Origin of the sequence: Streptomyces sp. FXJ1.172 (genome assembly GCF_001636945.3) — a bacterium.
Taxonomy (GTDB): domain Bacteria; phylum Actinomycetota; class Actinomycetes; order Streptomycetales; family Streptomycetaceae; genus Streptomyces.
In genome coordinates, this window is sequence record NZ_CP119133.2 from 6,375,386 (window position 1) to 6,395,242 (window position 19,857).

Annotated in this window: 18 protein-coding genes; 11 read left to right on the top strand and 7 right to left on the bottom strand. The window is 70.2% G+C overall.

The annotated features are described in order from the left end of the window. Nucleotides 1–6: 6 nt before the first annotated feature. Nucleotides 7–483 (bottom strand): GNAT family N-acetyltransferase, encoded by a 477-nt coding sequence (locus A6P39_RS28585; RefSeq protein WP_067039195.1) that lies wholly within the window; start codon nt 481–483, stop codon nt 7–9. A 97-nt stretch (nt 484–580) separates the two neighbouring features. On the opposite strand from A6P39_RS28585, the gene A6P39_RS28590 reads away from it, so the two are divergent. Further along, a complete protein-coding gene (locus A6P39_RS28590; protein ID WP_067039194.1) occupies nt 581–1,045 on the top strand; it encodes a MerR family transcriptional regulator in 465 nt (154 codons plus the stop codon). On the opposite strand, the gene A6P39_RS28595 is transcribed toward A6P39_RS28590, so the two are convergent. From A6P39_RS28595 to A6P39_RS28605, 3 genes are all read right to left on the bottom strand, one after another. Next, complete coding sequence (locus A6P39_RS28595; RefSeq protein WP_067039193.1) at nt 1,046–1,903, bottom strand: DUF4429 domain-containing protein; 858 nt, start codon at nt 1,901–1,903, stop codon at nt 1,046–1,048. A gap of 66 nt (nt 1,904–1,969) precedes the next feature. Then, nucleotides 1,970–3,187 (bottom strand): alpha/beta hydrolase, encoded by a 1,218-nt coding sequence (locus tag A6P39_RS28600; RefSeq protein WP_067039192.1) that lies wholly within the window; start codon nt 3,185–3,187, stop codon nt 1,970–1,972. Between the two features lie 92 nt (nt 3,188–3,279). Beyond that, on the bottom strand, nt 3,280–3,906 hold the full coding sequence (locus A6P39_RS28605; RefSeq protein WP_067039191.1) for a TetR/AcrR family transcriptional regulator: 627 nt from the start codon (nt 3,904–3,906) through the stop codon (nt 3,280–3,282). A 66-nt stretch (nt 3,907–3,972) separates the two neighbouring features. Between A6P39_RS28605 and A6P39_RS28610 the strand changes: the two genes are divergently transcribed. After that, entirely contained in the window at nt 3,973–5,592 is a 1,620-nt protein-coding gene (locus A6P39_RS28610) for an MFS transporter (protein ID WP_067039190.1), read from the top strand. Between the two features lie 190 nt (nt 5,593–5,782). On the opposite strand, the gene A6P39_RS28615 is transcribed toward A6P39_RS28610, so the two are convergent. Continuing rightward, nucleotides 5,783–6,526, bottom strand: coding sequence for a potassium channel family protein (locus A6P39_RS28615; protein WP_067039189.1), 744 nt, complete (start codon nt 6,524–6,526; stop codon nt 5,783–5,785). Between the two features lie 100 nt (nt 6,527–6,626). Beyond that, a complete protein-coding gene (gene aceE / locus A6P39_RS28620) occupies nt 6,627–9,374 on the bottom strand; it encodes a pyruvate dehydrogenase (acetyl-transferring), homodimeric type (protein WP_067039188.1) in 2,748 nt (915 codons plus the stop codon). A 406-nt stretch (nt 9,375–9,780) separates the two neighbouring features. On the opposite strand from aceE, the gene A6P39_RS28625 reads away from it, so the two are divergent. The 6 genes from A6P39_RS28625 (at nt 9,781) to A6P39_RS28650 (ending at nt 14,339) form a co-directional block, all read left to right on the top strand. Continuing rightward, on the top strand, nt 9,781–10,206 hold the full coding sequence (locus tag A6P39_RS28625) for a DUF3052 domain-containing protein (RefSeq protein ID WP_067039187.1): 426 nt from the start codon (nt 9,781–9,783) through the stop codon (nt 10,204–10,206). Between the two features lie 112 nt (nt 10,207–10,318). Beyond that, entirely contained in the window at nt 10,319–10,777 is a 459-nt protein-coding gene (locus A6P39_RS28630; protein WP_067039186.1) for a peroxiredoxin, read from the top strand. Between the two features lie 139 nt (nt 10,778–10,916). After that, nucleotides 10,917–11,492 (top strand): TerD family protein, encoded by a 576-nt coding sequence (locus A6P39_RS28635; RefSeq protein ID WP_067039185.1) that lies wholly within the window; start codon nt 10,917–10,919, stop codon nt 11,490–11,492. Nucleotides 11,493–11,629: 137 nt separating this feature from the next. After that, entirely contained in the window at nt 11,630–12,208 is a 579-nt protein-coding gene (locus A6P39_RS28640) for a TerD family protein (RefSeq protein ID WP_067039184.1), read from the top strand. 167 nt (nt 12,209–12,375) lie between these two features. Beyond that, nucleotides 12,376–13,515, top strand: coding sequence for a DUF475 domain-containing protein (locus A6P39_RS28645; RefSeq protein ID WP_067039183.1), 1,140 nt, complete (start codon nt 12,376–12,378; stop codon nt 13,513–13,515). 89 nt (nt 13,516–13,604) lie between these two features. Then, entirely contained in the window at nt 13,605–14,339 is a 735-nt protein-coding gene (locus tag A6P39_RS28650) for a TerD family protein (protein WP_067039182.1), read from the top strand. 12 nt (nt 14,340–14,351) lie between these two features. Here the strand turns inward: A6P39_RS28650 and A6P39_RS28655 are convergent, their stop codons facing one another. Then, on the bottom strand, nt 14,352–15,119 hold the full coding sequence (locus A6P39_RS28655) for a TerD family protein (protein WP_067039181.1): 768 nt from the start codon (nt 15,117–15,119) through the stop codon (nt 14,352–14,354). A 186-nt stretch (nt 15,120–15,305) separates the two neighbouring features. Here A6P39_RS28655 and A6P39_RS28660 point away from each other — a divergent pair, with 186 nt between their 5' ends. The 3 genes from A6P39_RS28660 to A6P39_RS28670 are packed head-to-tail and all read left to right on the top strand — an operon-like array spanning nt 15,306 to nt 19,796. Beyond that, on the top strand, nt 15,306–16,490 hold the full coding sequence (locus A6P39_RS28660) for an HpcH/HpaI aldolase/citrate lyase family protein (protein ID WP_067039180.1): 1,185 nt from the start codon (nt 15,306–15,308) through the stop codon (nt 16,488–16,490). Between the two features lie 7 nt (nt 16,491–16,497). After that, nucleotides 16,498–18,987 carry a phosphoribosyltransferase gene (locus A6P39_RS28665; protein ID WP_067039179.1) on the top strand — a complete coding sequence of 830 codons (2,490 nt, stop codon included), beginning with the start codon at nt 16,498–16,500 and terminating at the stop codon, nt 18,985–18,987. After that, nucleotides 18,987–19,796, top strand: coding sequence for an HAD family hydrolase (locus A6P39_RS28670; protein WP_067039178.1), 810 nt, complete (start codon nt 18,987–18,989; stop codon nt 19,794–19,796). The genes A6P39_RS28665 and A6P39_RS28670 overlap by 1 nt, the downstream gene beginning before the upstream one ends. Nucleotides 19,797–19,857: the final 61 nt, after the last annotated feature.

Below are 19,857 nucleotides of genomic sequence, written 5' to 3' on the forward strand. Positions count from 1 at the left end.
TGCGGCTCACAGCAGCAGTCGCATCGACGGGTCCGGATCCCGTGTGAAGCCGAGGGAGGCGTACAGCGGCTGGGCCGCGGGGGAGGCGTTGAGCAGCACGTGCCCGGCGCCGCGCGCGCGGAACCAGTGCAGCAGTTCCTCCATGCACGCGCGCGCGTACCCGCGCCGGCGGGCGTCCGGGTCGGTCGCGACGCTGAAGACGTGCCCGACCCGCCCCTGCGGGTTCCCGGCCGCCCCGATGCGGTACTCCAGCGTGCCGACCGCCAGCGCAGCCAGTGTCCCCTGCCGCTCGGGACGGTCCACGACGAAGGCCGCGAAGTTCCCGTCGGCCTCGGTGAGCCGCGCGTGCAGCGTCGGCAGGGACTCGGCGTGCCAGTCGGTCGACGTGTCGTGTCCCAGGACCGGCACCGCGTCGATCATGACCTGGCGCAGCCGCAGCACTTCGGCGGCGTCCTCGGGCAGGGCCCGGCGTGCAAGACTCATGCGACGCACGCTAACCAGCGGTCCCGGCGTGCGTCCCGCGTATTTCTTACCGGGTTCGGCTTGCTTCGAGTGCACTCCAAGGCCATAGCGTGGGTCCATGACGGTGATGCAGACCACGCCGGCGGACACCGCACGCACGGCTCCCGCAGACATCTGCTCCGCCCCGGCCAGACGCCATCCGCGCCCCGACGGCCAGGACCGCTACACGATCAGCGAGGTCGTCGCGTTCACCGGTCTGACCGCGCACACCCTGCGCTGGTACGAGCGCATCGGCCTGATGCCGCACGTCGACCGTTCCCACACCGGCCAGCGCCGCTACAGCAACCGCGACCTGGACTGGCTGGACTTCGTGACCAAACTGCGGCTGACGGGCATGCCGGTGGCGGACATGGTCCGCTACGCGGAGCTGGTGCGGGAGGGCGAGAGCACCTACCTGGAACGCCAGGCCCTGCTGGAGTCGACCCGCCGGGACGTCCTGAACCGCATCGCCGAACTCCAGGACACCCTTTCCGTACTGGACCTCAAGATCGGCTTCTACGCGCGCGAGCAGGCGGCGCGCTGACTACAGCTCCGCCAGCAACTCGGCCTTCTTGGAGGAGAATTCCTCGTCGGTGACCAGGCCGGCCTGGTGCAGTTCGCCGAGGTGCCGGATCCGTTCGGCGATGTCCGCGGGATCCCGCCGGGCCCGGGCGGCCGGCACCGCGGGCACCGGCCCGCGCGTGCGCACGGCGGCCAGGACCGCGGCGGCGAACGGCAGCGACTCGTGCACCGGGCCGTACCCCAGCCCGAAGACGACGGCCGCCGGGTCCTGGTCGGGCTGCGCGGCCGCTCCCGCGCCGGCCGAGCGCCGGATCAGCCGCAGGTGCCCCTCGAACACCTCCGGCGAGCGCCACTCCACCCCGCTGAGGTCGGCGACCGGAAAGCTCTGGTCGCCCGCCTTCCACTTCGCCGAGGACGCACCCGTCCACGACCAGCGGAACTGCACGGACGCCCCGTCGAACGACACCTTCGCGTCGTACGCCTTGAAATGCAGCGGCGCCTCGGGCGCCGGCACCAGGTAGCGCTCGGCCGGCCCGGAGCCGGACTCGGTCAGCAGGCTCCGCAGCTGGTCGGCGTAGTACTCGGCGAGCGTCTCCCGCTCGGCCGGCAGCACCAGCCGGTAGGGATCGGAGCCCTCCCTGAGCTGCCCGTCGGCCGCATCCATCAGCGGATCGGCGCCGGCGCGCGGCAGCAGGCGCAGGACGACGGTGCCGCGCTTGCCCGGCGTGAGGCTCACGTCCTCGACCGCGGACAGCGGGATACGCCGTTCCCCGAGCGCCTGGAGCAGCTTCGGTGTTCGAATCCCCCGTTCGTGACGGATGAGCACGGAGTCGGACTCGAACTCCCAGACGGCATGAAAACCCGCCAGTACGTCACCCATGCGGCTCATCGTATGCGGCACGTGCTCCTCCGTCGCCACCCGCGCAGACCGCACTTCCTGCTGTTTCTACGCGCGTCCGGCCGTCGTCGTGCCGGGCGCATCGGCCTGGCACAGGTCGTTGTCGCGTGCGCACGTCACCGCGTCGTACGCACCGACGCCCACGTCGGCGAGATTGCGCAGGCTGTCCGTGCCCGGCTGGAAGTAGCCGGCGTGGCCCTGCGCGTCCCGCGCGGACAGCACGCGCGCGCCGAACGCCGAGGACACCGGGTCGGCGCCGTGCCCGAGCCCGCCCAGCTCCAGATACGGCACGTCCTGGATCCAGTCGGTGGCGTCCCGCATGGCCCACACCCGGGCGCCGGTGCGCAGGTGGGAGGCCTCGGAGACCCGCATGCCGGGGCTCGCGGCCACGGCTATGTCGGACACCCGGCGGGGCATGCCGTGCGCGGCGACACCGCAGACCACCGAGCCGTAGCTGTGGCAGATCGCCGCCACCGGCGCCTTGCCGGGCAGGGCGTCCAGCAGGGCGTTCAGCCGCAGGGCGCCCTCCGCGGCGCGCAGTCCGGTGGCCGCGTCCATGCCGAGCCCGTCGGGCGAGGTGTAGTCGGCCCAGGCGATCACGGCCGTACGGGTGCCGGGGCTCGCGGCGCGCTCGGCCGCGTACAGGGCCTTGGCCATGCCGACCGGGGCGGTGTACGGCCGGCCGGTCTTCTGGAAGGTGAGCACGTCGGTGTCGACGCCGGGGACGACGACCGAGATCCGCTGGGCCCCGTCCAGGTCCCCGAACACCTCGGCGATCCGGCCCGAGCCCTCGGGGTCGAAGGCCAGGATCTGCCGGCCGGGGGTCAGCAGGGACTCGTAGCGGTGCATACGACGGCCCGCGTCCCGGTGTCCGGCCGCGCTGAGCCGGCTGTCGTGCATGCGCTTCTTCTCGACCTTGCGGGCCTGGTCCAGCGCGATGTGGTTGGCGCGGTAGCGCAACGTGACGGGGGCGCCGTTCATGTTGCCGACCGCGAGGGGGTAGCGGTGGGCGAGGAGGGCGCGGTCCTCGGGGGTGAGCGACGCGAAGAAACGCGTGAGCCGCACCGGGCCGGCCTCGGGGTCCGGCAGACGGTGGCCGTGGAGCAGGCCGTGCGCCCACTTGGTGCGCGAGGCCTGCAGCGCCGTCGACTCCGGGTGGGTCCGCAGGGCGGTCCAGCCGGTGGTCGCGAGCATCACGAACACCACGGCCAGCGCCAGCAGTGCGCGCCAGACGTTCAGTTGCGGGGAGGAGTCGAAGGAAGTCACTGGGAGGACACACTAGGAGAACGGGACGGTCTCGCGGTAACCGAGTGACAGGTATCACGTTTCGCCGAAGATCGAACGACCCGTCAACGATCTCATTTCACACGCCAGTTCCCGGTGAGCGCCGGACCCACCTGATCCAGGTAGGACGCGGTGAGTTGACGGATCGACTCCAGGCTGAAGTCCTCGCCCGTGCACCACTGCCGTTCGGTGACCCTTATCACCCCGCCGAAGACGGCCACCGCCAGCCGCGGCCGCGGGTCGGTCTCCACGTCGACGCCCTCGCGCTCGGCCAGCACGCGCGCGATCGTCTCCTCCACGGCGGCCGAGCGGCGCAGATGGGCGGCGAGCAGCGCGGGCGTCGACTCGATCGTGCGGTACATCCGCAGATACAGCTCGACCGGGACCGCCGACTCCACGGTCTCGCGGATCGCGTCCCAGCCCTCCAGCACCGCCTGGCGCAGCGCCTCCATCGGCGCCTCGTGCGCCGGCCGCGCCCGTACGGCCGCGAGGAAGTGCCGTTCGGTCATGTCCTGCACCGCGAAGGCCACGTCCTCCTTGCCGGCGAAGTGACGGAAGAACGTGCGCTGCGAGACGTCCACGGCCGCGGCGATCTCGTCGACCGTCGTGTGCTCGTACCCGTGGGTCGTGAACAGCTCGAGAGCGGCTCGGAGCAGGGACTCCCGGGTGTGCTGTTTCTTGCGTTCGCGCAGCGTTTCCATAGGTGTCAGTTACTGACTTGTGAAATCGTTTGTCAATTGTCAGCGACTGTCACTAGCCTCGAACGTATGACTAGTCAGACCACCGTCAGCGCCTCGGGGCCGGGGGACAAGGCACCGGCAGCCCCGCTGGAGGCGCCCCCGGCCGCGGGGCTGCGCGGCCATCCGTGGCTCACCCTCATCACCGTCGCCGTCGGCGTCATGATGGCGGCCCTCGACGGCACCATCGTGGCCATCGCCAACCCGGCCATCCAGAAGGACCTCAAGGCGAGCTTCGCCGACGTCCAGTGGATCACCAACGGGTACTTCCTGGCCCTCGCGGTCTCGCTGATCACCGCGGGCAAGCTCGGTGACCGCTTCGGCCACCGCCAGACCTTCCTGATAGGCGTGACCGGCTTCGCCGCCGCCTCGGGCGCCATCGGCCTGTCGAACAGCATCGCCGCGGTCGTCACCTTCCGCGTCTTCCAGGGCGTGTTCGGCGCGCTGCTGATGCCGGCCGCGCTCGGTCTGCTGCGGGCCACCTTCCCGGCCGAGAAGCTCAACATGGCGATCGGCATCTGGGGCATGGTGATCGGCGCGTCCACCGCGGGCGGCCCGATCCTCGGCGGGGTCCTCGTCGAGCGCGTCAGCTGGCAGTCGGTGTTCTTCATCAACGTGCCGGTCGGGGCGCTCGCTCTGGTCCTCGGCCTGCTGATCCTGCGCGACCACCGCGCCGAGAACGCCCCGCGCTCCTTCGACATCCTCGGCATCGCGCTGCTCTCCGGCGCGATGTTCTGCCTGGTCTGGGCGCTCATCAAGGCCCCGACGTGGGGCTGGGGCGACGGGCGGACCTGGTCGTTCATCGCCGCCTCGGTGGTGCTCTTCGCGCTCTTCTCCGTCTGGGAGACCCGGGTCGCCGAGCCGCTGATCCCGCTGAGCCTGTTCCGCTCGGTGCCGCTGTCGGCGGGTGTGGTGCTGATGGTCCTGATGGCGATCGCCTTCATGGGCGGCCTGTTCTTCGTGACCTTCTACCTGCAGAACGTGCACGGCCAGAGCCCGATCAAGGCCGGTCTGCACCTGCTGCCCCTCACCGGCATGATGATCGTCGGCTCGCCGCTGGCCGGCGCCGCGATCACCAAGCTCGGCCCGCGCATCCCGCTGGCCGGCGGCATGGCCGCGACCGCGATCGCCATGTACGGCATGTCGACGCTCAAGGCCGACACCAGCAGCGGTGTGATGTCGATCTGGTTCGCGCTGCTCGGCCTCGGCCTCGCACCGGTCATGGTCGGCGCCACCGAGGTCATCGTCGGCAACGCCCCCATGGAGCTGTCCGGTGTCGCGGGCGGCCTCCAGCAGGCGGCCATGCAGATCGGCGGCAGCCTCGGTACGGCCGTGCTCGGTGCCGTGATGGCCTCCAAGGTCGACAGCGACCTGGCGGGCAACTGGACGGGGGCCGGACTGCCGAAGCTGACCCCGGGCCAGCTGGACCAGGCCTCCGAGGCGGTTCAGGTCGGTGTGGCGCCGGTGGCCAAGGGCACCCCGGAGCCGGTCGCCGCGAAGATCACCGAGGTCGCGCACCACACGTTCATCTCCGGCATGAGCCTCGCCTCCCTGGTCGCGGCGGGCGTGGCGGCGGTCGCCGTCCTGGTCGCGCTGCTCACCAAGCGGGGCGCGAACGCGGAGTCGGGCGCGGGCGTGGGCCACATCTGAGTGTCTCGACCCGGCGGATTTCGCCTATCAGGGTGACTCCGCTAAAGATCCCTCGCCCCGGGCGCGCGCCGCGGGTCACAGTGGGTCAACTCCTCCGCAGGACAGGGGAGGACGGCCCGGCCACGGCGCGCGCTGCGGAGGGGGCAGTGCGCGCCTGCCTGCGGCGCTCCGGCCGAGGGGGGCAGCCCCGTCAACTCCTCAGTTCCTCGCGCTCGGTGGCCAGCCGCGCCACCTCCGCCCGCAACAGCCGTACCTCCTCGGCCAGTGCGGCGATCGCCTCCGTCTGCCGGCGTTCCTCCACGTCGTCCTTCTCGAACCGCGCGATGAACCACGCGGCGATGTTCGCGGTGACCACACCCAGCAGCGCGATCCCGGACAGCATCAGCCCGACCGCGATCATCCGCCCAAGGCCCGTCGTCGGCGCGTGATCCCCGTACCCGACGGTCGTCATCGTCGTGAAGGACCACCACACCGCGTCACCGAGGGTCCGGATGTTCCCGCCCGGCGAGTCCCGCTCCACGGACAGCACCGCCAGCGAACCGAACATCAGCAGCCCGATCACCGACCCGCCGACGTACGTCGTCAGCCGGATCTGCGAGGCCATCCGCGCCCGCCGCCCCACGAGCAGCAGCGTCGCGACCATCCGCAGCAACCGCAGCGGCTGCAACAGCGGCAGCACCACCGCGCACAGGTCCACCCAGTGCACGCGGACGAACCGCCGCCGCTGCCGGCTGAGCGCCAGCCGTATCAGGTAGTCCCCGGCGAACACCGCCCACACCACCCACTCCGTGACGGTGCAGGCCAGGATCAGCGGCCGGCTCGCGGAGCCGGCCACGATCGGCACGGCGTAGGCGACGGCGAACACCACCGCCAGCGCCAGCAGCGGCCGCTGGGTGCGCCGCTCCCAACTCGCCTGCGCGGACTGATCGTTCATGCCTGCATCGTAAAGAAGGCCCGCGCCCCGAAGAGGCGCGGGCAGCTGCGCGACCAGCCCCCACACCCCCGCGGACGACCACGGGCCTTCGCGTGAAGCGCTACGCGTCGCCGCCCGCGGCCCCCGGGTGCGCCGCCGAGACGTCCAGCAACTGGTACCGGTCGATGGCCTGCTTGAGCACCGAGCGGTCCACCTTGCCCTCCCTCGCCAGCTCGGTCAGGACCGCCACGACGATCGACTGGGCGTCGATGTGGAAGAAGCGCCGGGCCGCGCCCCGGGTGTCGGCGAAGCCGAAGCCGTCCGCGCCCAGCGACTGGTACGTGCCCGGCACCCACCGGGCGATCTGGTCCGGAACCGATCGCATCCAGTCGGACACGGCCACGAACGGACCCTCGGCGCCGCTGAGTTTCCGCGTCACGTACGGCACCCGCTGCTCCTCCTCGGGATGCAGCAGGTTGTGCTCCTCGCACGCCACCGCCTCGCGGCGCAGCTCGTTCCAGGAGGTGGCCGACCACACGTCGGCCTTCACGTTCCAGTCCTGGGCGAGGAGCCGCTGTGCCTCCAGCGCCCACGGCACCGCCACGCCCGACGCCATGATCTGCGCCGGGATCGATCCGTTCGTCCCCTCGCTGAGCCTGTGGATGCCCTTGAGGATGCCCTCGACGTCCACGTTCGCCGGCTCGGCCGGGTGCTGGATGGGCTCGTTGTAGACGGTCAGGTAGTAGAAGACGTCCTCGCCGTGCGGGTGCTCGGCGTCGCCGCCGTACATCCGGCGCAGGCCGTCCTGCACGATGTGCGCGATCTCGTACGCGTACGCCGGGTCGTAGGCCACGCACGCCGGGTTGGTCGAGGCGAGCAACTGCGAGTGGCCGTCGGCGTGTTGCAGACCCTCGCCGGTCAGGGTCGTACGGCCCGCGGTCGCGCCCAGGACGAATCCGCGCGCCAGCTGGTCGGCCATCTGCCAGAACTGGTCGCCGGTGCGCTGGAAACCGAACATCGAGTAGAAGACGTAGACCGGGATCAGCGGCTCGCCGTGGGTGGCGTAGGCCGAGCCCGCCGCGATCAGCGACGCCGTGCAGCCCGCCTCGGAGATGCCGTCGTGCAGCATCTGGCCGGTCGGCGACTCTTTGTAGGCGAGCAGCAGTTCGCGGTCCACCGACTCGTACTGCTGGCCCAGCGGGTTGTAGATCTTCGCGCTCGGGAAGAAGGAGTCCATGCCGAACGTGCGGTACTCGTCCGGCGCGATCAGCACGAAGCGCCGGCCGATCTCCTTGTCCCGCATGAGGTCCTTCAGGAGGCGCACAAAGGCCATCGTCGTCGCGATGGACTGCTGGCCCGAGCCCTTCTTCACGCTCGCGTACGCCTTGTCGTCCGGCAGTGCGAGCGGCTCGGAGCGCACGACGCGCGTCGGGACGTACCCGCCGCACTGCTTGCGCATGTCGTGCATGTACTGGATCTCGTCGGTGTCCCGGCCCGGGTGGTAGTACGGCGGCGCGCCGGACTCCAGCTCCTTGTCGGAGATCGGCAGGTGCAGGCGGTCCCGGAAGCGCTTGAGGTCGTCGACCGTCAGCTTCTTCATCTGGTGCGTGGCGTTGCGGCCCTCGAAGTTGGGGCCCAGGGTCCAGCCCTTGATCGTCTTGGCCAGGATGACCGTCGGCTGGCCCTTGTGCTCCTTGGCCGTCTTGAACGCCGCGTAGATCTTGCGGTGGTCGTGACCGCCGCGGCCCAGGTGCAGGATCTGGTCGTCGGTCATGTTCTCGACCATCGCGCGCAGCCGGTGGTCGTCGCCGAAGAAGTGCTCGCGGATGTAGGCGCCCGACTCCGTGGCGTACGTCTGGAACTGCCCGTCCGGGGTCGTGTTCATCTTGTTGACGAGGATGCCGTCCCGGTCCTGCGCGAGCAGCGGGTCCCAGGTGCGGTCCCAGATCAGCTTGATCACGTTCCAGCCGGCACCCCGGAAGATCGATTCCAGCTCCTGGATGATCTTGCCGTTGCCGCGCACCGGGCCGTCGAGCCGCTGCAGGTTGCAGTTGACCACGAAGGTCAGGTTGTCCAGGCCCTCACGGGCGGCGATGGACAGCTGGCCGAGCGACTCCGGCTCGTCCATCTCGCCGTCGCCGAGGAAGGCCCACACGTGCGACCGGGAGGTGTCCGCGATGCCGCGCGCCTCCATGTAGCGGTTCATCCGCGCCTGGAAGATCGCGCCGAGCGGGCCGAGGCCCATGGAGACCGTCGGGAACTCCCAGAAGTCCGGCATCGAGCGCGGGTGCGGGTAGCTGGACAGGCCGTTCGGGTACTTCGACTTCTCCTGGCGGAAGCCGTCGAGCTGCTCCTCGGTGAGCCGGTCGAGCAGGTACGCGCGCGCGTAGATGCCCGGGGAGGCGTGGCCCTGGAAGAAGACCTGGTCGCCGCCGTCGCCCTCGTCCTTGCCGCGGAAGAAGTGGTTGAAGCCGACGTCGTAGAGCGAGGCGGAGGAGGCGAAGGTGGCGATGTGGCCGCCGACGCCGATGCCGGGGCGCTGGGCGCGCGAGACCATCACGGCCGCGTTCCAGCGGGTCGCGTTGAGGATCTTGCGCTCGATCTCCTCGTTGCCCGGGAAGAACGGCTCGCTCTTGGTCGGAATCGTGTTGACGTAGTCCGTGCTGCGCATCTCGGGCACGGCCACGCGCTTCTCGCGGGCCCGCTCGATCAGGCGCAGCATGAGATAGCGGGCCCGCTCCCGGCCGCGCTCGTAGACGGCGGCGTCGAGGGAGTCGAGCCACTCCTGGGTCTCTTCGGGATCGAAGTCAGGAACCTGACTCGGAAGGCCGCCAATGATGATCGGGTTGCGATCGGATCCGGAAGCCACGCTGTTCCTTACCTGTCAGAGGGCCAGTTTTTTACCTGCCTGCACCGTTCCCCATCGTGTACCTCGGGGCGGTGTACGTCATCTCCATCAGTAGCTTCATCGGTCAAAACGCAACGATACGCCCGGGGTGTGACGCGCTTGGCAAAGGTGTTCGAGTCGCCTGGCCGCCGGATGACCAAGGGATGATTCCGGACGACACAAACAGGGCAAACTGGTGTGATGTGGGTCACGCTGGACTGGGAGACGGTGCCGGGAGTTGCGGTGACAAGGCCGGGATCGTCACCGTTTCGGCGGTCCGGAGGGCCGGGTACTTGCGCGATCCGCCCCGCACGTGTGGACTACGGCCAAGCGCCACGCGCACGCGCGTGGCTGAGTTGTTCCCAAAGACATGATCAGGAGGCAGACCGTGAGCGCGACCGCGGACCACGCGGAGACGAGCCTGGCCGTCAGGCTGGGGTTCCAGCCCGACCAGGTGGTCCAGGAGATCGGCTACGACGACGACGTGGACCATGACCTCCGCGAGTCCATCGAGGAAACCACCAGCACCGAGCTGGTGGACGAGGACTACGACGACGTGGCCGACGTCGTGTTGCTGTGGTTCCGTGACGACGACGGCGACCTGACCGATGCGCTGGTCGACGCCATCGGTCTCCTCGAGGAGGAGGGTCACATCCTCCTCCTCACGCCCAAGACCGGCCGGGACGGCTACGTCGAGCCCAGTGACATCCAGGACGCCGCGCAGACGGCCGGCCTGTCGCAGACCAAGAGCGTCAGCGTGGGCAAGGACTGGAACGGCAGCAGGCTGCTGACGCCGAAGGCCGGCAAGCGCTGACGGTCTCCCCTCGGTGAGCGAAGGCGGGGGTGGTGGTCCCTCCGGGCGGCCGCCGCCCCCGTCGCCGTAGGCTGTTCTCCTCCGAACAGCCCACCGAAAGGGAAACATCCCGATGGCGATCCAGGTCGGCGACAAGGCCCCCGACTTCGAGCTCAAGGACAACCACGGCGCCACCGTGAAGCTCTCGGACTTCCGTGGCGAGAAGAACGTGGTCCTGCTCTTCTACCCCTTCGCCTTCACCGGTGTGTGCACCGGCGAGCTGTGCGAGCTGCGCGACAACCTGCCGAAGTTCTCGGACCGCGGCACCCAGGTGCTCGCCGTCTCCAACGACTCCATCCACACCCTGCGCGTCTTCGCCGAGCAGGAGGGCCTGGAGTACCCGCTGCTCAGCGACTTCTGGCCGCACGGCAACGTCTCGCGCGCGTACGGCGTCTTCGACGAGGACAAGGGATGCGCCGTCCGGGGCACCTTCATCATCGACAAGGAGGGCGTCGTGCGCTGGACCGTGGTCAACGGCCTGCCGGACGCCCGTGACCTGAACGAGTACGTGAAGGCGCTCGACACCCTGTAGGCCGACCGTGGGCCGACACCTGTGAGTCTTCGGGTCCAGGGTCTGCGGGGGGCGGGAACCCGTCACTAGGATCGGCACGTTGATCCCATATCCGAAGCACGACGGGGCTCCCCGCCCCTGGACACCACATGGAGGACTCGTGGGAGTCAGCCTCAGCAAGGGCGGCAACGTATCGCTGACGAAGGAGGCCCCGGGCCTGACCGCGGTCCTCGTCGGTCTGGGCTGGGACGCCCGCACCACGACGGGCAGTGACTTCGACCTCGACGCCAGCGCGCTGCTGCTGAACAACTCCGGCAAGGTCGCGAGCGACCAGCACTTCGTCTTCTTCAACAACCTCAAGAGCCCCGACGGCTCCGTCGAGCACACCGGTGACAACCTCACCGGTGAGGGCGAGGGCGACGACGAGGCCATCAAGGTCAACCTGGCCGGCGTCCCGGCCGACATCGAGAAGATCGTCTTCCCGGTGTCGATCTACGACGCCGAGAACCGCCAGCAGTCCTTCGGCCAGGTCCGCAACGCCTACATCCGCGTGCTGAACCAGGCCGGCGGCCAGGAGATCGCCCGCTACGACCTGAGCGAGGACGCCTCCACCGAGACCGCCATGGTCTTCGGCGAGCTGTACCGGCACGGGACGGAGTGGAAGTTCCGCGCCATCGGCCAGGGCTACGCCTCCGGTCTGCGCGGCATCGCCCAGGACTTCGGCGTCAACGTCTGACGCACGACCGCCGGCGTACGGCGACCGACGTCCGGCAGTCCCGCATCCGTCCGGCGCCGCACCGTTCACGTGCGGCGCCGGACGCGCAGGACGAGCCAGGACAAGCAGAGAAGCACCACTAGGGGAGGACCAGCATCATGGGCGTCACACTCGCCAAGGGGGGCAATGTCTCCCTGTCCAAGGCCGCACCGAACCTCACCAACGTCATGATCGGGCTCGGCTGGGACGCGCGGTCCACCACCGGCGCCCCCTTCGACCTCGACGCCAGCGCCCTGCTGTGCGGCGCCACCAACCGGGTGCTGGGCGACGAGTGGTTCGTCTTCTACAACCAGCTGGTGAGCCCCGACGGCTCCGTCGAGCACACCGGTGACAACCTCACCGGTGAGGGCGAGGGCGACGACGAGACGGTCCTGGTGGACCTCACCAGGGTGCCGCCGCAGTGCGAGAAGATCGTCTTCCCGGTCTCGATCCACCTGGCCGACGAGCGCGGCCAGACCTTCGGGCAGGTCTCCAACGCCTTCATCCGCGTGGTCAACCAGGCCGACGGCCAGGAACTCGCGCGCTACGACCTGAGCGAGGACGCCTCCACCGAGACCGCCATGATCTTCGGCGAGCTGTACCGCTACCAGGGCGAGTGGAAGTTCCGCGCGGTGGGCCAGGGCTACGCCTCCGGCCTGCGCGGCATCGCCCTCGACTTCGGCGTGAACGTCTCGTAGCCGAACGTCTCCCACCGGCCTGAGCTGTGGGTTTTGCATGAGGATTGCCCTGGGCGGTACCGCGGGCAGGGCCCCCCTCTACACTCGGGGTCAATGTTTCGCAAAGCCGGGTACGGCACGGGGGAGACCTTCCTCTGGGAGGCCCCCAGAACACGATTGGGTAGCCAGTGCTTCTGAAAACCTTCGGCTGGTCGTTCGCGGTCACCGCGCTCGGTCTCGTCGCCGCCGTCTTCTACGGAGGGTGGGAAGGCTTCGGGGTCGTGGCCATCCTCGCCGTCCTCGAGATCTCCCTGTCGTTCGACAACGCCGTGGTCAACGCCGGGATCCTGAAGAAGATGAACGCCTTCTGGCAGAAGATCTTCCTCACGGTCGGCGTGCTCATCGCCGTCTTCGGCATGCGGCTGGTCTTCCCCGTCGTCATCGTGGCCATCACCGCCAAGCTCAATCCGTACGACGCGGTCCACCTGGCCCTCACCGACAAGGACCGCTACCAGCAGCTGGTCACGGACGCCCACCCGGCGATCGCCGCCTTCGGCGGAATGTTCCTGCTGATGATCTTCCTGGACTTCATCTTCGAGGACCGGGACATCCAGTGGCTGCAGTGGCTCGAGCGGCCGCTGGCCAAGCTCGGCAAGATCGACATGCTGTCGGTCTGCGTCTCGCTGATCGTCCTGCTGATCACGTCCTTCACCTTCGCCACCCAGGCCCACCAGCACGGCGGCGCCCACGCCGACAAGGCGCAGACGGTCCTGATCGCCGGTATCGCCGGGCTGGTCACCTACATGATCGTCGGTGGTCTGTCCGGCTACTTCGAGGACCGGCTCGAGGAAGAGGAGGAGCGCGAGCACGAGGAGGAGGAAGAGGCCGCCCGCACCGGCAAGCAGAAGTCGGCGGTGCTGCTGGCCGGCCAGGCCGCGTTCTTCATGTTCCTCTACCTGGAGGTCCTGGACGCGTCCTTCTCCTTCGACGGCGTGATCGGGGCCTTCGCCATCACCAACGACATCGTGATGATGGCCCTCGGCCTCGGCATCGGCGCGATGTACGTCCGCTCCCTCACGGTCTACCTGGTCCGCCAGGGCACCCTCGACGACTACGTCTTCCTGGAGCACGGCGCCCACTACGCCATCGGAGCCCTGGCCGTGATCCTCATGGTCACCATCCAGTACGAGATCAACGAGGTCATCACCGGCCTGGTCGGTGTCGTCCTGATCGGCCTGTCCTTCTGGTCCTCCGTCCGCCGCAACCGCGCGCTCGCGGCCGAGGGCGAGGACACCGGCGAGAAGGCACAGGTGTCCTCCGGGGTGTGACACCCTGGCGGGTGAGGAACGCTCTCGTCGGGGCGGGCCGGCAGGTCGGCCGCCCCGACGGTGTTCACGACGGTCACCAGGGGGCGGGAATGGGGTTCTTCGACGGGCTGCTGGGTGCGCGGCTCACCGAATTCGACTCGGGCGAGGCCGCGACCGGCTCCATCCAGCTCACCGGGCGGCACCACACCGTGTCGCTCACCAAACAGGGCGCGGCCACGGGCAACCTGCGCGTCAACCTGACCTGGCGGATGCGCACCTCCGACTTCGACGTCAACCAGCGCGCCAGCCTCTTCCGGCACCCCTTCAGGGCCCTCAAGCCGCCGGAGGTGCTCGGACACGGCCAGAGCATGGTCAACGTCGACCTCGACCTCGGCTGCCTGTACGAGCTGACCGACGGCACCAAGGGGGTCGTCCAGCCGCTGGGGAACCTGCTCGGAGACGTCAACGCCCCGCCGTACATCAAGCTCAGCGGCGACGACCGGTTCGGCTCGGCGTCCGGCGAGACCATGTACGTCAACCTCGACCACCGCGACGACATCAAACGTCTGCTGGTCTTCGTCTACATCTACGACCAGACCCCGGCCTTCGACCGGACCCACGCCATCGTCACGCTGTACCCCAGCAACGGCCCCCGCATCGAGATAGGCCTCGACGAACGCCACCCCCAGGCCCGCTCCTGCGCGGTCGTCATGATCGAGAACGTGAAGGGCGAGCTGGTCGTCCGCCGCGAGGTGAAGTTCGTGTACGGCTTCCAGGGGGAGCTGGACCGGCTGTACGGGTGGGGGCTGCAGTGGGGGCGGGGCTACAAGACCATCGACCGCTGAAGCCGGAGGGGTTCAGCGCCCGACGAACTGAGGCCCCTGCGGCGGCAGCCGGAAGTTCGGGTCCGCCGGTCCCACCGGCACCGGCACGGGCTGCGGCGGGGTCTGGGGGTACCCGTAGGCCGACGGAGCCGACGCCGGCTGCGGATAGCCGTACGCGGGCGGCTGCTGAGGTACAGCGGCCGTCGGCTGCTCGGGAGGCAGCGGCTGGGACACCGCGGGCTCCGGCTCCGCCCCCTCCGCCGACTCGTCCACCGAGATGCCGAAGTCGGTCGCGAGCCCCTTCAGCCCGTCCTGGTACCCCTCGCCCAGCGCGCGGAACTTCCAGCCCTCCCCGCGCCGGTACAGCTCACCGCAGATCAGCGCCGTCTCCGCGCCGGTCTCCGGCTTGATCTCGAAATGGGCCAGCGGCTCCCCGTCGGCGAGCGCGTCGTACAGCAGGATGCACAGCGCCGGCACCTGGTCGAAGGTGACGCCGTCGGCGGAGGCGACCAGCAGGATCCGCCCGACGTCCGGCTCGACGCCCGCGAGGTCTGACTGGATCGTGTCGGTCAGCCCCTCGGCGACCCGCTTCTTGCCCAGGCGCCACACCTTTCCCGACGGATGCCGGGGCTGGTTGTAGAAGACGAAGTCCTCGTCGGAGCGCACACGGCCGTCGGGGCCCAGCAGCAGCGCCGAGGCGTCCACGTCCGGAACCCCCTGCCCGGGAGTCCAGCGCAGCACGGCGCGGACCGTGGTGGCTTCCAGCGGGACGTTCGACCCCTTCAGCATGGCGTGCGTCATGCGGTCATCCTGCCTTCTCGGTCCTGGTCACGACAATGCGGGGGTACTGCCGCCGAAGGCCGCCGGCACAAGCGAGTTACCGGAAATTCATGCCCGCCGGGAACTCCGGACATGGATCCCTACGTACTATTACCGGCCACCCTTTACTGAACACAGAGATTCGGGCAAGCGCCCTGGGGGAGTCCTATGCGTCATTTCGGGCACATCGCCCCCGAGGTGCGGCAGCGCCTCTTCCACCGGGAGCCGTGCGTGTTCACCGCCGACTCTCCGGCCCGGCTGCTCGCCGCCGCTCTCGGCGCCACCCTGTACAGTCCGGCCACCCGGCCGCGGCTCGCCGACGACATCGTCAAACAGGCCGGGAACGGCGTGATCTCGATGGTGCTGTGCCTGGAGGACTCGATCGACGACGCGGACGTCGTCGCCGGCGAGGAGAACCTCGTCGGGCAGTTCGCCGACCTCGCCGACCTCGCCGCCCGGCCCGGCACCGAGCCGCCGCTGCTGTTCATCCGGGTCCGCGCCCCCGAGCAGATCCCCGACCTCGTCCGGCGCCTCGGCCCGTCCGCGCGGCTGCTGTCGGGATTCGTGCTGCCCAAGTTCACCGAGGAACGCGGCATCCCGTTCCTGGAGGCCCTGACCGCCGCCGAGGCCGAGAGCGGGCGCCGGCTGTTCGCCATGCCCGTCCTGGAGTCCCCCGAGCTGCTCTACCGCGAGTCCCGCGTGGACACCCTCGAGGGCATCTTCCGCGCGGTCGACAAATACCGCGACCGGGTGCTGGCGCTGCGTCTCGGCGTCACCGACTTCTGCTCCTCCTACGGCCTGCGCCGCGCCCCCGACATGACTGCCTACGACGTCCAGGTCGTCGCCTCCGTGATCGCCGACGTCGTGAACATGCTGGGCCGGGCCGACGGCACCGGATTCACCGTGACCGGGCCCGTGTGGGAGTACTTCCGGGTCTCCGAGCGCATGTTCAAGCCACAGCTGCGGCAGAGCCCCTTCCTGGAGGTGCAGGCCGTCGGGCTGCGCGAGAAGCTGATCGAGCACGCCATGGACGGACTGCTGCGGGAGATCTCCCTCGACCACGCCAACGGCCTGCTCGGCAAGACCTGCATCCACCCCTCCCATGTGCTGCCCGTCCACGCGCTGTCCGTGGTCAGCCACGAGGAGTACAGCGACGCCCAGGACATCCTGCGGCCGGAGCGCGGCGGCGGGGGCGTGCTCAGGTCGGCCTACACGAACAAGATGAACGAGGTGAAGCCCCATCGCGCCTGGGCCGAGCGGACCCTGCAGCGCGCCGAGGCGTTCGGTGTGGCCCACGAGGACGTCGGCTTCGTGGAGCTGCTCGCCGCCGGAATACCGGGAATACCGGAATAAGGGACGCATGAAGAACGCAGTGAACGACGGGGTCTGGTCCGGCAGTTGGGTCGCGCAGCGGCTCGGGGTCGAACTTGCGGGAGACGACGGCCTGCGGGCCATGCTCGGGCTCGCGCTGCGGCGCAACCCCAAGCGGGCCCATCTGCTGGTGTCGAACGTCCTCGGCAAGCATGTGCCGCAGTCGCCGGCGGTGGTGTACGACTACGGCCACCGTCTGGGCCGGCGGGTCTTCGCGCTGCTCGGCGAGGCGCAGGCCGTCGGCGCCGTGGTCCTGGGCTATGCCGAGACCGCGACCGGGCTGGGCCACGCGGTGGCCGACGGTCTCGGTACGGCGCCGTATCTGCACTCCACACGGCGGCCGGTGGCCGGGGTCGCCCGGGCGGGCGGCTTCGAGGAGTCGCATTCGCATGCCACGTCCCACCTGCTGCTGCCGGAGGATCCCGCGCTGCTGGCCGGTGCCGGTCCGCTCGTCCTGGTCGACGACGAGTTCTCCACCGGCAACACCGTGCTGAACACCATCCGTGATCTGCACGAGCGGTATCCGCGGGAGCGGTATGTGGTGGTCGCCCTGGTCGACATGCGGTCGGCCGGGGACGTCGGCCGGATGGAACGGTTCGCCACGGAGATCGGCGCGCGGGTGGACCTGATCGCCGCCGCGTCCGGGGTCGTACGGCTGCCGTCGGACGTGCTGGAGAAGGGGCGGCAACTGGTGGCTCAGCACGAGTCCGCCGGATGCGGGTCCGACGCGGCTGCCCGCGCCCACACGGCGCGGCCGCATGACGTCCCGCCCCGCGCCCCCGAGGTGCTGTCGCTCGACTTGCGCTGGCCGGGGGGCCTTCCCGACGGCGGGCGTCATGGCTTCACGCCCGCCCACCGGGCCCGCCTGGAAGCCGCGCTGCCCGCCATGGCCGCCCGCCTGCGCGATGCCCTGCCCCCCGGTGCCCGGCGCGTCCTCGTCCTCGGCTCCGAGGAGCTGATGTACGCCCCGCTGCGCCTCGCCCGGCAGCTGGAGCAGGAGACCGGCGCGGAGGTGTGTTTCTCGACCACCACCCGCTCTCCCGTCCTCGCGGTGGACGACCCCGGGTACGCGATCCGTACCCGCCTGGTCTTCCCCGCCCACGACGACCCGGCCGACGGCCCCGGCGAGCGCTACGCCTACAACGTCGCGGGCGGCGGCTTCGACTGCGTCGTAGCAGTGGTCGACTCGGCCGGCGACACCCCGGCCCTGCACGCCCCCGGCGGTCTGCTCGCCCGACTCGCCGCCCACACCCCGCACGTCCTGCTCGCGGTCGTCCCGTCCTACGTCCCCGAGCCCCAGCACGCTCCCGAAAGGCCGGCCATGCTGCCCGAGCCCCTCCGCGGCCCCGCATTCTCCTCGTACGCGCCCGAGGAGGTCGGCTGGCTGCTCCAGGACCTCTCCGAGGTGACCCTGGAGGCGCCGACCGAGGAGCGGGAGGAGGCCATCCAGAGCGGCGGGGCGCACTACGCCGAGTCGCTGCCCGTGGAGTACCAGCCCAGCGAGCAGTACCAGCAGCTGTTCCACGCGGCCCTCGACACCTCCGCCGCCCGGATCGCGCAGGCCGTCGGGGTCGTGACGGAGACGGTGCTCGCCGAGCGGTCGCCGCGTCCGGTGCTGGTGTCGCTGGCCCGGGCGGGCACGCCGGTCGGCATCCTGATGCGCCGCTGGGCGCAGTTCCGGCACGGCCTCGACCTGCCGCACTACGCCGTGTCGATCGTGCGCGGCCGGGGCATCGACGCGAACGCGCTGCGCTGGCTGGCCGCCCACCACGACCCCCACGACGTCGTGTTCGTCGACGGCTGGACGGGCAAGGGGGCCATCACTCGCGAACTCGCCCAGGCCGTCGAGGAGTTCGAGAAGGCGGAGGGGGTCAGCGGCTTCGATCCGGAGATCGCCGTCCTCGCCGACCCGGGCTCCTGCGTGCGCACCTACGGCACCCGCGAGGACTTCCTCATCCCCTCCGCCTGCCTCAACTCCACGGTCTCCGGCCTGATCTCACGTACGGTGCTGCGTGCCGACCTGGTCGGACCGGACGACTTCCACGGCGCCAAGTTCTACCGCGACCTGGCCGGCTCCGACGTCTCCGTGGCTTTCCTCGACGCCGTCTGTGCCCGCTTCCCCGAGGTCGCCGACACCGTGGACACGGCGGTCAAGGAGCTGATGGCCGAGGACCGCACCCCCACCTGGGCGGGCTGGCAGGCGGTGGAGCGGATCAGCGAGGAGCACGGCATCCACGACGTGAACCTCGTCAAGCCCGGCGTCGGCGAGACCACCCGGGTGCTGCTGCGCCGGGTGCCCTGGAAGATCCTGGCCCGGAAGGGGGCCGGGGCCGACCTGGACCACGTCCGCCTGCTCGCCGGGCAGCGCGGGGTGCCGGTCGAGGAGGTGGGCGAACTGCCGTACACCTGCGTCGGGTTGATCCACCCCCAGTACACTCGCGGTGCCACGGGTGCCGACGGCAGGGCGGTGAACGTCTGATGCCGGTGCTGGTGGCGAGCGACCTCGACCGTACGCTGATCTACTCCTCGGCGGCCCTCGCGCTGACCATGCCGGATCCCCGGGCGCCCCGGCTGCTGTGCGTGGAGGTGCACGAGGCCAGGCCGCTGTCGTACATGACCGAGACGGCCGCCCGGCTGCTGACCGACCTCGGGGACACGGCCGTCTTCGTGCCGACGACCACCCGGACTCGCAAGCAGTACCAGCGGATCAACCTGCCCGGCCCGCCCCCGAAGTACGCGATCTGCGCCAACGGCGGCCATCTGCTGGTCGACGGGGTCACCGACGCCGGCTGGCACGCGGGCGTGCAGGCGCGGCTGGCCGACGAGTGCGCGCCGCTGGCTCAGGTGCGCGAGCATCTGATGCGGACCGCCGACCCGGCGTGGGTGCGCAAGCACCGGGTCGCCGAGGACCTGTTCGCCTACCTCGTCGTCGAGCGCGACCTGCTGCCCGACGGCTGGGTGAAGGAGCTGGCGGTGTGGGCGGAGCCGCGGGGCTGGACGGTCTCGCTCCAGGGCCGCAAGATCTACGCCGTGCCGAAGCCGCTCACCAAGAGCGCGGCCGTCCACGAGGTCGCCCGCCGCACCGGCGCGGACCTCACCCTGGCGGCCGGCGACTCCCTCCTGGACGCCGACCTCCTCCTGGCCGCCGACAGGGGCTGGCGGCCGGGGCACGGCGAACTGGCGGACACCGGCTGGACGGCCCCGGAGATCAGCGCGCTGCCGGAGCGGGGGGTCCTGGCGGGCGAGCGGATCGTGCGGGAGTTCCTGAGGGCTGCCAGGCAGGCCTAGTGCTGCGACCGGAAAGGTTCACCGGCTCGCGACGCCCGGCACGGCACCTCGTCGCGTTGTC

What these genes read in the sequence shown, in the direction of transcription:
- A6P39_RS28640 (WP_067039184.1), top strand. Translation starts at nt 11,630, where the DNA reads ATGGGCGTCACACTCGCCAAGGGGGGCAATGTCTCCCTGTCCAAGGCC.
- A6P39_RS28585 (WP_067039195.1), bottom strand. Translation starts at nt 483, where the DNA reads ATGAGTCTTGCACGCCGGGCCCTGCCCGAGGACGCCGCCGAAGTGCTG.
- A6P39_RS28590 (WP_067039194.1), top strand. Translation starts at nt 581, where the DNA reads ATGACGGTGATGCAGACCACGCCGGCGGACACCGCACGCACGGCTCCC.
- A6P39_RS28630 (WP_067039186.1), top strand. Translation starts at nt 10,319, where the DNA reads ATGGCGATCCAGGTCGGCGACAAGGCCCCCGACTTCGAGCTCAAGGAC.
- A6P39_RS28660 (WP_067039180.1), top strand. Translation starts at nt 15,306, where the DNA reads ATGCGTCATTTCGGGCACATCGCCCCCGAGGTGCGGCAGCGCCTCTTC.
- A6P39_RS28605 (WP_067039191.1), bottom strand. Translation starts at nt 3,906, where the DNA reads ATGGAAACGCTGCGCGAACGCAAGAAACAGCACACCCGGGAGTCCCTG.
- A6P39_RS28610 (WP_067039190.1), top strand. Translation starts at nt 3,973, where the DNA reads ATGACTAGTCAGACCACCGTCAGCGCCTCGGGGCCGGGGGACAAGGCA.
- A6P39_RS28615 (WP_067039189.1), bottom strand. Translation starts at nt 6,526, where the DNA reads ATGAACGATCAGTCCGCGCAGGCGAGTTGGGAGCGGCGCACCCAGCGG.
- A6P39_RS28595 (WP_067039193.1), bottom strand. Translation starts at nt 1,903, where the DNA reads ATGGGTGACGTACTGGCGGGTTTTCATGCCGTCTGGGAGTTCGAGTCC.
- A6P39_RS28650 (WP_067039182.1), top strand. Translation starts at nt 13,605, where the DNA reads ATGGGGTTCTTCGACGGGCTGCTGGGTGCGCGGCTCACCGAATTCGAC.
- A6P39_RS28670 (WP_067039178.1), top strand. Translation starts at nt 18,987, where the DNA reads ATGCCGGTGCTGGTGGCGAGCGACCTCGACCGTACGCTGATCTACTCC.
- A6P39_RS28665 (WP_067039179.1), top strand. Translation starts at nt 16,498, where the DNA reads ATGAAGAACGCAGTGAACGACGGGGTCTGGTCCGGCAGTTGGGTCGCG.
- A6P39_RS28655 (WP_067039181.1), bottom strand. Translation starts at nt 15,119, where the DNA reads ATGACGCACGCCATGCTGAAGGGGTCGAACGTCCCGCTGGAAGCCACC.